The following is a 12,758-nucleotide window of genomic DNA, read 5'->3' as shown; positions in this document are numbered from 1 at the left end:
CCGACCGGCGGGTCAGGCCAAGCCTGCCTGGACGACTTTGACGACGACCAGAGCCACCGCCAGCACCAGGTAGCCGCGCAGGGTGAACAGGCCCGCGCGACGGGCCGGCGACATCACCGGGCGCGCCAGGCTGGCGAGTTCAGGGGTGCGCCAGTTCGCGCGATCCTGCCGGCGGACCGCGCGGCGCTCGGCGCGCGTCAGCACCGCGGCGTCGTCGAGTTCGTCGACATCCTCCGGATTCAGGGCACCACCCAAAGACTGGACCACGGCCCTCGCGGCGCGTAGGTCATTCTGCCGGCGGCCGGCGATGATCACCACGGCGCCGACCACCAGCCCCGCCACTGCTCCGGCCGCCAGGCCGATCTCGATGGTCGCCGTCGACAGGTGGGGGAAGAACGTCGCCACCGTTAGCGCCAGCGACAGCAACACCAGAGACCAGACGATGGTCCACGCAACGATGTTCTGCCGCACGGTATTCGTCCATGGGCCCAGGACAGCCCGGTCGTTGCACAGCAACACCAGAAAAACCGTCGCCGACGGCAGCAGGACACCGGCGAGCGCCTGGACGCCCTGGGTCACCAGGCCGAGCACATGGTCCGGGCTGAACGCAACCGCGGCCGAAACCGCAAGCAGGGCAGCGTAACCCCCGTAGAACAAGGGCGCCTCGGTGACCTTCCAGTGCAGTGAGTGCCGCTTTCCCAGCGCGTCTCCCACGGCGTAGGTGGTGGCCAGCCCGATGGCGTTCGCCCCGATCAACGATGCGTCCAGCAGGAGGACCGCGAACAGGACACCGACGGCGCCGCCGGCGTGATTCGCCAGGCCGGTAGCCACCGCGCCCGCGTCGGTGAAGTTGCCGACAGCGCCGCTTCCGGCCAGTCCGAACGCGGTCACCGCCATCAATGCCGTCGCTCCCACCATCACCACCACGATGCCGAGCACCAGATCGGCTCGCGCATAGGCGATCCAGCGGGTGGTGATCCGCTTGTCCACGACGTTGGACTGCTGGAAGAACAACTGCCACGGCGCGACCGTGGTCCCCACAATCGCCACGATCAACAGCAGCAGCGTGGAGTCGAGCCCGCCCGGGAACTGTGGCATCAACCCGCCGACGGTCCCCTTCCAGCTGGGATGCACCAGCAGCGTCATCGGGATGATCACCACGTTGACCGCGATCAGCAGGAACATCATCGATTCCCAGCGCCGGAAAGACCCGCCGGCCACCACGGCGAACAACAGCACGGCCGCTGCCGGGATCGCGATCATCTTCGGGCAGCCCAGGAATCCGAGTGCCAGTGCCACGCCGATGAATTCGGTGACGATCGTCAAGGCATTGAGGACCAGCAGGTCGCCGACGCTGAAGGCGCCCCAGAATCTGCCGAAGCGCTCGAAGATCAAGCGCGCGTGGCCGACCCGGGTGACCGCGCCCAACCGCAACACCATTTCCTGGTTCACGTACAGCACGGGAATCAGCAGGGTCAGCGTCCACAGCAGCGCCATGCCGTAGTTCTGGCCGGCCTGCGCGTATGTGGCCACACCGCCGGCGTCGTTGTCGCCCACCATCACGATCAGTCCTGGACCGCTGATGACCATCAGGGTGCGCAATCGGTGCCAACGCCCGCGTGTGGTGGCGCCCTCGCCGTCGTGCCGGTCGTGCCCGATACGCCCGAAAGCGCCGACGATGTCGCCGGTGTGCGCCGAGTCCAGCACAGCGGGCTCGGCCGCGGACCGGCTGCCGCGGCCACGGGTGGTGATCGATGCCATCGAATCTCTCGCTATCTGAACAGAGTCGGGCCCCGCGGCGGGCACCGAGGTGTGCCCGCCGCGCGCCCTGGGTGGGACGGAAGTTAGCTGCCGAGCACGGCGATCGGCATTCCTGCCACGTACCGGTCCGCCCGCTGCTGCGGGGTCATGTCGATCAGCGCGGTCAGCCTGGCCACCGCCCGGCGGCCGGCACGCAGCACAGATTGCCGATGACCGGTACGGTTATCGGCCTGTGGCACAACGAGGTTCATGGTCAGCATGGTCATTGTTCGCTCCTGACTTCGGAGCCCGACCTGCTCGCGTCATTCGCAGCGTGGCATCAGCCGACGGATATGCCGGAGCCGGATCGGGACAGGATGGATTTCAGATACGGACTATCGCCTGGACTGGTACTCATCACGCCCTCACCTCCTCACAGCCGGGACACACGGGGGTGCCACCACATCCACACAGCGAGAAGCGAATGCCCGATTCTCGGGCGCACCCCTCTCGTCGGAGCTTTGGCACTGCACGGCGTATCCGGCTGGAGACCGGAAGCCACTTGGGCTCAACCCTTAAGCCGGGAAGAGCTGTCCTGACCCGGGGCGTCTTTCGACGTTCGGGGTCAGTGGCCTGTATCCGTGCAGACGCCTCACCTACCGAGGTGCTTGCAGCTTCCCATGGTGGCACTGCGATCGCAGCACGTCAAACGCGGTGGTCGGCAGAGCGCCTACTGTCAGCGGTATGCCGAACACATTGCAGGAGCCCGAAGTCGCCTCGACGCTCGCGCGGATGTACACCGCCGCGCGCGAACAGATGTCGCAGTTGCAGGAACGGCGAGCCGATTTCGAACGTCCGATGACGCCGGCCGAGCGCACCGAGGCGATGAGCGAGTTCTACATCCCGGTGACACCGGAAGCCGGCCAACTGCTCTATGCCCTGGTGCGGGCGACCCGTCCGCAAACGGTGGTGGAATTCGGGATGTCCTTCGGTATCTCCGCGATCCACCTGGCGGCGGCCGTGCGGGACAACGGCACCGGGCGCGTGGTGACCACAGAGCTCAGCGAGACCAAAATCGCCGCGGCCGAACAAACCTTCGCCGAGGTAGGGCTGGACGACGTCATCACCATCCTGCCGGGAGACGCGCTGTCCACCCTGGCCGAAGTGGACGGTCCGGTGAACTTCGTCCTGCTCGACGGCTGGAAAGACCTGTACCAGCCCGTGATCGAACTCCTTCAACCGTCATTGTCGCCGGGCGCGGTGGTGGTCGCCGATAACACTGAGTCACCGGATCTCAGGCCGTATCTGGACTACGTGCGAGACCCCGGCAACGGCTACGTGAGCTTCAATTTCCCGGTACGGGATACCGACAGCATGGAACTGAGCTGCTGGACCGGCTAGCGAACCGACTCTTCCAGCCACGGCAACATCCACTTGACCCCTTCCGGAGTCAGGTGCACGCCGTCGCTGCGCACCTTGATGCCGTCGACCTTGGCGGTGTAAACGCCGTCCGGGCAGAGCTTTTTGTTGAGGTCGACGATGCCGACGTTAGGGCGCTGGCCAATCGCGTTGCGCAACATGGTGTTCCACTGGTTGACCCGATCGGGTTGGTCCTCGGGGTACAACCGTCCGTCCGGCTTCTCACCGCCGCGACTGTAGGGCACGGTGGCGACCAGCACCCGCACCCCGGTCGATCCCACGATGTCCAGCGCACGGTTCAATTCGAAGTTCAGGTACGCGTCGAACGTCGGGTCGCCGATATGAGTCCACTTGCCCTCGTTCACCCGGTCGACCGTCTCCCAGCGGCCGATGACCAATAGCGCGACATCCGGCCGGTCCGCGGCGATCTGGTTGGCCCAGCGTCCGGGCCAGGTGTCGCATTCCGGTCGCTGCTCCAGCGTTTGGCCGATGTAGCGGTAGGGCGTGCCGCGCACCAGGCTGCATCCGATGACGGTGTGATCGAGGAACCGGAATCCGGGCGTCGGCGGCAGATAGTGCATCATCGTCCAGCCGATCGAATCGCCGAATACAGAAACGGTGTACGGCGCGTTGGGATCTCGCGGCCCCGGCGCGGGGTGGCCCGCCGCGGGGGGCGACGGGGAAACCGCCGCCACCGCAGACACGCCGGGCGGTAAGCCCACCTCGTGCAGCCCGGTCCCGACGGGCACCACCAAGATCGTTGCCGCGGCGGCGCTGGCGACGGTTGCCGCGGCCAGCGGCAACAAGGGGACGCGCTGCGGCCGCCACCGCCGGATGGGTTGTTCGATCGCCCAGTAGGAGACCCCGGCCACCGCCAAGGTGACGCCACAGCGCGCCGCGAACAGCCCGAGCCCCGACCATCCGGTGCGTTCGCCGTTGAGCACCAGGAAGATCGGCCAGTGCCAGAGGTAGACGCCGTAGGAGATTGCGCCGAGCCAGACCAGGGGGCACCACGCCAGCGCGCGCGCCAGTATCCCGCGCTGCTCGAGTGCCACCGGCGCGACCACGAGAACCGCGGCAATGGCCACCGCGATCAGCAGGCCGTGCCGGAACTCGCCGGCACTACCGGTCGCATAATGGGTCAGGGCCGCCAGCGCGGCCAGGGCGGCAATCGGTAGCGCCCGCGCGATCCGGCGTCCCCACCGGGTCCGGATCAGACACCAGCCCCGGTTCAGCGCCGACCAGTCCCTGACCAGGAGAGCCGATGCCGCGGCACCGACCAGCAAAGCCTGCGCGCGGGTGTCGGTGCCGAAATAGATCCGGTCGCGGGTGGTGTCGGAGGTGAAGACGATGGCGGCAGCGGCCGACGCCACCGCACCGAGCGTGGCGATCACGAAGGCGGCCAGCCGAACATGGCCGACGGTGATCTTGGCGAAGTAGCGCCGCGCCCGCGCGGCCAACAACAGCGTGACCGCGATCAGCACCACCGGCCAGACGATGTAGTACTGCTCCTCGACGCCGAGGGACCAGGTGTGCTGCAGCGGCGACGGCGCGCCCTGGGTGAAGTAGTCGGTCTTCTGGGCCACGAACCGCCAGTTGGCCACCCACGCGAAAGCCGCGATCGCGTCTCCGCGCAAGCCGTCCAGCGACTGGTAGGGCAGGAATTCGCGGGCCACGCCGACGGTGAGGACCATCAGGACCAGCGCAGGCAGCAACCGGCGGGCGCGCCGGATCCAGAAGCCGGTCAGGTCGATGCGACCGCCGCGGCCCAGTTCGTCGAGCAACAGCGAGGTGATCAGGAATCCGCTGAGGACGAAGAAGATATCGACGCCGATGAACCCGCCGCTGACACCGGGAACGCCACCGTGCCCGACCAGAACCAGGCCTACGGCAACGGCACGCAGTCCATCGAGAGCGGGGATACCGCTAGGCCGGTCCCCCCGGTCCCACGCCGCCAACCGCCCGGTCCGCCGCAACGGTGCAACCCAGCGGGACTTGGGTGCAGAACGTGCCGGTGCGGGATTCTTTCCGCCCGGCTCGGTGTTCGCTGTCAGCGCGCCCTGACCACGTCCTCGTCCGGCGCCGAATTTGATGCCGATACGTCGCTGCCCCTCCTCTTGATCCGAGAAAGTTTAGGGGCGACGCGGTCAGAATCGCGGCACGACACGCGGAAATACCGAAGACCCGCAACGGATTTCCGCGCGTCCCGCTCAGCTGCCGGTGAAGGCGGCAGGCCGGCGCTGGTGGAAGGCCGAGGCGCCTTCGATGAAGTCGTCCGACTGCATCAGAATCGCCTGGCCGTGCAGCTCACGTTCGAACGCAAACTCGATCCCGTCCAGACTCGCCGCGTTGATCGCCGCCTTGGTGGCCGCGAAAGCGGCCGAGGGACCGGCCAACAGCGTCCGGATGACCTTGGCTGCCTCCCGATCGAGCAGCTCTGCCGGGTGAACGGCGCTGATCAGACCGCAGGCCAGCGCCTCGGCCGCGGACAGCCGCTCGTTGAGCAGCGCTATGCGCATCGCCCTGCCGCGGCCTACCGTCGCCGCCAGTGAGGCCGAAGCGCCGGCGTCGGGCATCAGCCCCATTCGGGTCACCCCCAGCGTGAAATAGGCCGTCTCGGACGCCAGCACCAGGTCGCACGCCAGGAGCAACGAGATGCCGTTACCAGCGGCCGGGCCTTGCACGACGGCGACGACAGGCTGTGGCATCGCGGTAATGGCGCGCACCACCCGATTGCCCTCCTCGCCGAAGTTGATCGCCGAGCCGGCGCCGTGCCAGTCGTCGACGTTCATGCTGGCCCCGGCGCAGAATGCGCGCCCCGCACCGCCCAGTCGCACCACCTTGACACCAGGGTCGGCAGCCGCGGCCTCCAACAGGTCGGCCAGACCCGACAACACCGGCACCGTGAGCGCGTTGAGGCTCTCCGGCCGGTCGAAGGTCACCGACAACACACCGTCGGCTCGACCGACCGACAGCCCCTGCACCGTGGTCGTCAACTCCGCTCCGTAGTTGCGCATGCCCGTCTTCCCTTCGTCTGCCCCAGCCAAAAGGCCCCTGCCCGAAAGATACATCAATGCATACGATCCATCAATGTAGCGGAGTCACGGTCCTATGCCGACCCGGCGGCTGCGCTGTCGACGCCCGCATCGATGCAGGTCAATCCCAATTCGCTGAGCACCTCGGAGGTGTGTGCGCCCAAGTCCGGAGCCGGCCCCGCGACTCCGCCGGGGGTGCGGGAGAACCACGTCGGAACCCCCGGGAAACGCACCGGCCCGTGGGGGCTGTCCACCGTCTCGAAGAAGCCCACCGCCTCCAGTTGCGGATCGTCGAACAACGCCGCCGGGGATGACAGAGCCGACGCCGGTATCTCCAGCTCGCGCAGCAGGTCCAGCCATTCCCGGGTCGTGCGCTGGGCGAATGTTCCGGCGAGCAGCGCATATACGGTGTCGATCTGACTTGCCCGTCCCTCGAGCGTGGCGTAGCGCTCGTCGTTCCAGTCCGGCCGCACGGCATCGGTGAAGGCCGCCCAGTGCTTGTCGTTGTAGATCAGGGCCGAGACGTAGCCGTCGCTGGTGCGGTACGGCCGCCGGTTGGGCGCCACCGTGCGCGGATAGACGGCGGGACCCAGCGGCGGATCGAATATCGCGCCGTTGGCGTGCTCCACCAGCATGAACGACGCCATCGCCTCGAACATGCCGATCTCCACTTCCTGCCCTTCACCGGTGCGTTCCCGGTGGAAAAGCGCCATCATCGTGGCGTAGAGCGCAGTCAGACCGGCGACCTTGTCGGCCACGATCGTCCCCACGTAGTTGGCTTCGCCGGTCAGTTGCTGCTGCACGGACGGCAATCCGCAGGCGGCCTGGATGGTGTCGTCGTAGGCCGGCAGGTCCCGATTGGGCCCGCGGCGGCTGTACCCGTAGCAGTTGGTGTACACGACCGTGGGGTTGATGGCCGCGACTTCGGCGTAGCTGAGCCCGAGCCGGCCGATCGCCGCCGCACGCATCGAGTGGATGAAGACGTCGGCGCCTTCGATCAGAGCATGCAGGGCGGTTCGGCCGGCATCGGACTTCAGATCCAGGATGACTCCGCGCTTGCCGCGATTGACGTTGACGAAGACGCCGCTCATGCCAGGTGCCGGGCCGACCGAGACGTACCGGGTGTCGTCACCCTGCGGCGGCTCGATCTTGATGACGTCGGCGCCCATGTCGGCCATGATCTGGGTGCAGTAAGGACCCATCACCATGGCGGTGAGGTCGACGACGCGTACGCCCGCCAGGGGACCCGAACCCGACTTAACCATGGTGGGCATTCTCCTTGATCGCCCACGCCGCCGACTCGAAGCTGTACCGGATGTGCTCGGCATGCCCGTCCGGCACCACCGGGAAGACCAACGGTGCGCTGAGGTCCCGTACCGCATACAGCTGTTCGGCGACGTCCTCGATGGTCCACGACAAACGCTGCACGCCCGGACTCTCGGCGACCACCGCGCGGGCCACCCGGCCCGCGATGGCGATCAGCATTTCACCGCTGACCGGACAGGATTCGTGCGCGAGAAAGCCCACCACGGGCGCCACCAGTTCGGGCTCCATCGGTGGGTAGGCCGAAACATCCAGCCCCTCGGCCATTCTCGTGACGGCGGACGGCACGATGACGTTGCACAGCACTCCCTCTGGCTCACCTTCGAGTGCAACGACGTTGGACAGACCGATGAGACCGGCCTTGGCGGCGGCGTAATTGGCGACGCCATGGTTGCCGTAAATGCCGCCGATGGAGGAGGTCAGCACGATCCGGCCGTAGCCGGCGGCGCACATCAACGGAAAGGCGGGGCGCACCACGTGGAAGGCGCCGCGCAGGTGCACGTCGAGGACGGCGTCGAAATCCTCGTAACTCAGCTCTTTGAGCGACCCGCGCCGCACCGTGCCGGCGTTGTGGATCAGGATGTCGATTCGCCCGAAGTGATCGAGCGCCGTCTGAATGATCGCCTGCCCACCCGCGGCGGTGGTGACGGACTCGCAACTGGCCACCGCTTCGCCGCCGGCGGCGCCGATCTCGGTCGCAACCTGCTGCGCCGGAGCGGTATTCGCGCCGTCACCGGCCAGCGTGCCGCCGGTGTCGTTCACCACGACCCTGGCCCCCCGGGCCGCCAGCATCAGGGCATACGCGCGGCCCAGTCCCCGTCCGGCGCCGGTGATCACCGCGACGCGGTTGTCGTATCGGAGTTCGGTCATCTCAGCTCGAGGCCGTCCAGGTTACCGGTGGCCCGCCACTGCTCGAGCAGGTCACCGAAGGCGTAGAAGCCCGGCCCGTATGGTTCGCCCAGGTGCGACCGGATTCCCTCGGTGCCGCCGCCCTCGTTGTTGTAATAGCCTGGCGTGCATTCCAAGTCGAACTGGCTGTTGTCGATCGCGGTCTCGCGGATGGTCCGACACCACGCGTCCTGTGCTTCCTGCGTGGGTTCCACCGTCGTCGCGCCGCGCTTGAGAGCCTCGGCGATGATGTAGGCGATGTGCTCGCCCTGCAGTTCATAGTTCGCCGCGATGTTGGCGGAGATCCCGACCTGGGTGAAGCCGGTGAAGAACTGATTGGGGAAGCCGCGGCTGGTCATCCCGTGCAATGTCCGGTACCCGTCGTGCCAGTGGTCGAAGAGCGACAAGCCGTCGCGACCTTCGATCGCCTCCATGGAGTAGCGGCGGCGCAGTTCGGTGGTGATCTCGAACCCGCTGGCGTAGATGATGCAGTCGACCTCGTATTCGATCCCGTTTGCCACCAACCCCTTTGCCGTCGCCCGCTCCACCCCTTTGCTGCCGGAAACGTCGATCAGCGTCACGTTCGGCCGGTTGAACGTCGGAAGGTAGTCGTCGTTGGTGCACGGCCGCTTGCACAGAAACCGGTAGTAGGGCTTGAGGGCCTCCGCGGTCTCGGGGTCATCGACGGCGTCCTCGATACGGCGCCGCAGCCGTTCCATGAGTTTGTAGTCTTCCTCCTCGCGGATGGCCATGAACTGCTCGGGAGTCATCGCCGCGGGATCCGGCAGTGCCAGGACCCGAGTGGCCGTGTTGCGGCCCAGTTCCGTCCAGAAGTCGCAGACCAGATCCGGCTGGCCCGGTGCCATTCCCTCGAAAGTCCAGCTGTGGAAATTGCGCTGGCGTTCCTTCTGCCAGCCCGGCTGCAGGGACTTCGCCCACTCGGGGTCGGTCGGCGTGTTGTTCCGCACCCCGACCGACGACGGAGTGCGCTGAAACACGTACAGGTGCTTGGCATAACGGCCCAGGAAAGGCACGATCTGCACCGCGGTGGCGCCGGTGCCCACGACGGCGACCCGTTTGTCGCTCAGGCCGTCCAGCCCGCCGGTCGCGTCCCCCCCGGTGTACCCGTAGTCCCACCGCGAGGAGTGAAAGCTGTGCCCGCCGAATTCCTTGATGCCGGGGATGCCGGGCAGTTTCGGCCGGTGAAACGGTCCTGAAGCGATCACCACGAACCGCGCCCGGATGTCGTCGTCACGATTGGTGCTGACCCGCCAACGTTGGATCTCGTCGTCCCAGTGCAGGGCCCGCACCTGGGTGGAGAACAGGGCGGAATCGTAGAGACCGTAATGCTTTCCGATGCGCCGGCAGTGTTCGTAGATCTCGGCGCCGTCGGCGAACTTCTTGCTGGGAATGAAGTCGAGCTCCTCCAACAGCGGTATGTAGCAGTAGGATTCGTTGTCGCACTGCAGGCCGGGGTACCGGTTCCAGTACCACACACCACCGAAGTCGCCGCCCAGTTCGATGATGCGGACGTCCTGAACTCCGGCCTTCTTCAGGTGCGCGGCGCACAGCAGACCCCCGAAGCCGCCGCCCAGGACCGCGACATCGATGTCGGCGGAGATGGGGTCACGTACCAGGTCCGGCGAGTATGGATCGATCTCGTAGAACCCGGCGAACTCGTCTACCAGTTCGATGTACTGCCGAGAACCTTCCGGCCGCAATCGTTTCGCACGTTCCTGCCGGTACTTCTCGCGCAGCGCGGGCAGGTCGATGTCGTCCGGCGTCACGGTGGGCGGGCAGTCCTCGGTCATGCCAGCGCGTTCTCCGGCAACGCAGCGGGATGCAGTGGCGCGGCCATCTCGTGTACGGCGGGCAGCACCTCTTCGGCGAACAGGCGCGTGCTGTCCATCGCCTCGTCGTAGGGCATGGTGCCGAACTGCGGGACGATCGTCAGCTCGGAGAACGAGCACGCTTCCTGCGCCGCGACGATCCGTTGGTAGATCTCTTCCGGAGTGCCGATCAACAGGTTGGAGGCGTGATACCCGGGAGTCTTCGGGGCACCCTTGGCATCGGCGGTCACCGAGGAGGCCAGGACGGCGGTGGCAGTGGCCTCGCGTGCCGCATATGCCTCGTATCCCTTGACGCCCTTGAAGTTCGCCGCATCGGCGAAGCCGTAGTGGACGGTGACATCGCGGTTGGCAGTCCAGATCCACTCCTCCGATCTGGCGGCTTCTCGAGCGTCCGGCGTGCAGTACATGAACATCACGTTCTTGGGCTGACACGGCGGCAAACCCTCCTCCTTCCGGAAGATGTTCACCTGCTGCACCTCCCGGCCGGCATCCTCGATCGGCTTGTTTCCCACGAACAGCGGCACCATGCCGCGCCGGGACAGGATCTCGAGCGACTCCGCGGTCGAGGACGAGCTGTAGATGCGGGAGAACAGGTCGCCACTTCGCGGTTCGGGCCGAAGCGACATCTCCGGCACCGTGAAAATCTCGCCCTCGTAGGCGAATCGCTCACCCGAGAGTGCGAGTTGTAGGATGTCCAACGTTTCGTTGAACCGCTGACGGCTCTCCTCCCGGGGCACGCCGACGGCGTCGAACTCGCCCTTGGACACTCCGCGCCCGATCCCGATGGTGTTGTACCGCCCGGTGGAGATGATGTCGAGATAGGCGATCTGATGGGCCAGCCGGACCGGATGCCACCAGGGTGCCACGACGACGAAGGTGCCCAGGCCGATGCGTTCGGTGCGGCCCGCGAAATAGCTCAGCGCCTGAATCGGGTTGGGTGTCATGCCATATGGGGTTCCGCAGTGCTCCGGCATCCAGATGCCGTCGAATCCCAGTGGCTCAGCCAGATCCGCGATGGCCAGCGTCCCCTGCACACACTCCCAGTCCGGAGTGGCCGGTGGCCGACCGAAGTCGCCGGCGAGCACGCGCTCCCAGTCCTGCGAATTGTGCGCTCCGAAGCCGAGATTGACCTTCATCGTTGCATCTCCGTCTCTGTTGCCAGTTGTTGCGGGGCGCCGGTCCCCATGTACTTCGCGAGATTGTGGTGCAGGTTTGCGGTACTGCGTTCCATGTACGGGTTGGGCTTGGGCCCGCGGAATCCCAACGACTTCATGCCCTGCTGCACCGCGGCCATATTGGAGAAGTCCTGCGGCAGAACGCTGCGCCAGTTCGGGTCATCAGGTGGTGCGTACACCCATTCGGTCTGCGGCTCTTCGCCTTTCGGGTAGAGCTCGTAACAGGAAGCTTCGAAGATGCACTGGTCGGGATCGTAGCCGTGCGGGCGCGCGCTATAACACAGGGCGGTGGTCATGCCCTGGCCGATCTGGAAGTTCGGGAAGATCTGCCAGGCGGTTCCGCTGTTGGCCAGGTGCTCGGGGTCGATGGTCGGCCAGGTCACGCCGCGCGCTTCGTCGTCTTTGCGTGCCGACGCCAGCCAGTGACTGAGCACCTGATCGGCCGGGGCGTCCTCCGGTAGTTCGTCGACAAGTCGCACTGCCGCGTCAACGAGCGTCCTGGTGGTGGTCGCGTTCGTCTCCTCGAGGGTGTAAAGCTGCATTTCGGCGGTCGAGACGCGTGGGTCGGCCCCGGTGCCGAGCCGGATCTTGGATTTGGTCTCGGCCAGATCCTTCGGCGCGTCGTAGCCGATGTTGCTGTGCTTGCCGTGCGCGGCCGCCCAACCCCGGAAGTTGCCGAACTTGTTGAACTGCGGATGCGTGGTCGCGACGTGGTAGGTCTCGTTGAAGGCCTCCATCGCGACCTTCCAATTACACTGGAAATGCAACCACTTTCGCCATTTGCAGCGCATGTCCTGCAGGTTGAACGGATCCAGCATGGTCGCGGCCGGTTCGAGGTAGTCGCGCAGCGGCTCGGCAGCGGGGTCCATGTTGATCCAGATCCAGCCGCCCCAGGTGTCGACGTTCACCATGCTCAGGTGCGTGTTCTCCGGGGTAAGCGCACCTTGCCAGTCGGCCTGCTCGGGAATGTGAATGCAGGTGCCGTCCTGGTCGTAGGTCCAGCCGTGGAAGCCGCAGACGAACGACTTCTTTTGTCCGCAACCATTTTTGGCGCCGGCGGGGGTATCAACGAGGCGGCGCCCACGGTGCACGCATACGTTGTGGTGGGCCTTGAAGGTGTCGGGACCGGTGCGCACCACCAGGATCGAGTCGTCAAGGATGTCGTAGGTCAGGTAGCTGCCCACCCTGGGGAGATCCTCCACCCGGCCCACCTGCTGCCACACCCTGCGCCACAACTTGTCTCGTTCGGCGCGGGCATAGTCCCGCGAGAGGTAGGCCTCCACGCCGATGGTGACCGGAGCGCTCAGGTCGTCGTCCATTGCACCTCC

General features: G+C 66.4%; 10 protein-coding genes and 1 riboswitch. Of the genes, 1 reads left to right on the top strand and 9 read right to left on the bottom strand.

The features are described from left to right. Window positions 1-12: 12 nt before the first annotated feature. Complete coding sequence (locus tag AO501_RS01765) at window positions 13-1,761, bottom strand: NRAMP family divalent metal transporter (protein ID WP_055576039.1); 1,749 nt, start codon at window positions 1,759-1,761, stop codon at window positions 13-15. A gap of 83 nt (window positions 1,762-1,844) precedes the next feature. Beyond that, window positions 1,845-2,027: a hypothetical protein gene (locus tag AO501_RS01760; protein WP_055576038.1), complete on the bottom strand. Its 183-nt coding sequence runs from the start codon at window positions 2,025-2,027 to the stop codon at window positions 1,845-1,847. A gap of 211 nt (window positions 2,028-2,238) precedes the next feature. Then, window positions 2,239-2,411, bottom strand: a riboswitch (M-box (ykoK) riboswitch). Window positions 2,412-2,484: 73 nt separating this feature from the next. Between AO501_RS01760 and AO501_RS01755 the strand changes: the two genes are divergently transcribed. Next, entirely contained in the window at window positions 2,485-3,141 is a 657-nt protein-coding gene (locus AO501_RS01755) for a class I SAM-dependent methyltransferase (RefSeq protein WP_055576037.1), read from the top strand. Here the strand turns inward: AO501_RS01755 and AO501_RS01750 are convergent. The 7 genes from AO501_RS01750 to AO501_RS01720 form a co-directional block, all read right to left on the bottom strand. Then, window positions 3,138-5,135 (bottom strand): acyltransferase family protein, encoded by a 1,998-nt coding sequence (locus AO501_RS01750; RefSeq protein WP_055576036.1) that lies wholly within the window; start codon window positions 5,133-5,135, stop codon window positions 3,138-3,140. The two genes, AO501_RS01755 and AO501_RS01750, sit on opposite strands and share 4 nt — an antisense overlap. 234 nt (window positions 5,136-5,369) lie before the next feature. Continuing rightward, complete coding sequence (locus AO501_RS01745) at window positions 5,370-6,176, bottom strand: enoyl-CoA hydratase-related protein (RefSeq protein WP_055576035.1); 807 nt, start codon at window positions 6,174-6,176, stop codon at window positions 5,370-5,372. Between the two features lie 92 nt (window positions 6,177-6,268). Next, window positions 6,269-7,459, bottom strand: a complete 1,191-nt coding sequence (locus tag AO501_RS01740; RefSeq protein WP_156452249.1) for a CaiB/BaiF CoA transferase family protein — start codon at window positions 7,457-7,459, stop codon at window positions 6,269-6,271. Next, complete coding sequence (locus AO501_RS01735) at window positions 7,452-8,387, bottom strand: SDR family NAD(P)-dependent oxidoreductase (RefSeq protein WP_055576033.1); 936 nt, start codon at window positions 8,385-8,387, stop codon at window positions 7,452-7,454. Before AO501_RS01735 ends, AO501_RS01740 begins: the two co-directional genes overlap by 8 nt. Continuing rightward, window positions 8,384-10,216 (bottom strand): flavin-containing monooxygenase, encoded by a 1,833-nt coding sequence (locus tag AO501_RS01730; RefSeq protein WP_055576032.1) that lies wholly within the window; start codon window positions 10,214-10,216, stop codon window positions 8,384-8,386. Before AO501_RS01730 ends, AO501_RS01735 begins: the two co-directional genes overlap by 4 nt. Next, window positions 10,213-11,391: an LLM class flavin-dependent oxidoreductase gene (locus AO501_RS01725; protein ID WP_055576031.1), complete on the bottom strand. Its 1,179-nt coding sequence runs from the start codon at window positions 11,389-11,391 to the stop codon at window positions 10,213-10,215. The genes AO501_RS01730 and AO501_RS01725 overlap by 4 nt, the downstream gene beginning before the upstream one ends. Beyond that, the gene (locus AO501_RS01720; protein ID WP_055576030.1) at window positions 11,388-12,749 is read right to left on the bottom strand and encodes an aromatic ring-hydroxylating oxygenase subunit alpha; all 1,362 of its coding nucleotides are present in this window, start codon (window positions 12,747-12,749) and stop codon (window positions 11,388-11,390) included. Before AO501_RS01720 ends, AO501_RS01725 begins: the two co-directional genes overlap by 4 nt. Between the last annotated feature and the right edge of the window lie 9 nt (window positions 12,750-12,758).

The sequence above is a fragment of the Mycobacterium gordonae genome, assembly GCF_001417955.2.
Classification (GTDB): domain Bacteria; phylum Actinomycetota; class Actinomycetes; order Mycobacteriales; family Mycobacteriaceae; genus Mycobacterium; species Mycobacterium gordonae_B.
Note: the sequence above shows the minus strand (reverse complement) of the source record. Positions and strands in the feature narration are given on the sequence as shown.

Bases quoted from the DNA above. Each gene is read 5' to 3' on its own strand.
- AO501_RS01735 (WP_055576033.1), bottom strand. From the start codon at position 8,387: ATGACCGAACTCCGATACGACAACCGCGTCGCGGTGATCACCGGCGCC.
- AO501_RS01725 (WP_055576031.1), bottom strand. From the start codon at position 11,391: ATGAAGGTCAATCTCGGCTTCGGAGCGCACAATTCGCAGGACTGGGAG.
- AO501_RS01730 (WP_055576032.1), bottom strand. From the start codon at position 10,216: ATGACCGAGGACTGCCCGCCCACCGTGACGCCGGACGACATCGACCTG.
- AO501_RS01765 (WP_055576039.1), bottom strand. From the start codon at position 1,761: ATGGCATCGATCACCACCCGTGGCCGCGGCAGCCGGTCCGCGGCCGAG.
- AO501_RS01745 (WP_055576035.1), bottom strand. From the start codon at position 6,176: ATGCGCAACTACGGAGCGGAGTTGACGACCACGGTGCAGGGGCTGTCG.
- AO501_RS01720 (WP_055576030.1), bottom strand. From the start codon at position 12,749: ATGGACGACGACCTGAGCGCTCCGGTCACCATCGGCGTGGAGGCCTAC.
- AO501_RS01755 (WP_055576037.1), top strand. From the start codon at position 2,485: ATGCCGAACACATTGCAGGAGCCCGAAGTCGCCTCGACGCTCGCGCGG.
- AO501_RS01740 (WP_156452249.1), bottom strand. From the start codon at position 7,459: ATGGTTAAGTCGGGTTCGGGTCCCCTGGCGGGCGTACGCGTCGTCGAC.
- AO501_RS01760 (WP_055576038.1), bottom strand. From the start codon at position 2,027: ATGACCATGCTGACCATGAACCTCGTTGTGCCACAGGCCGATAACCGT.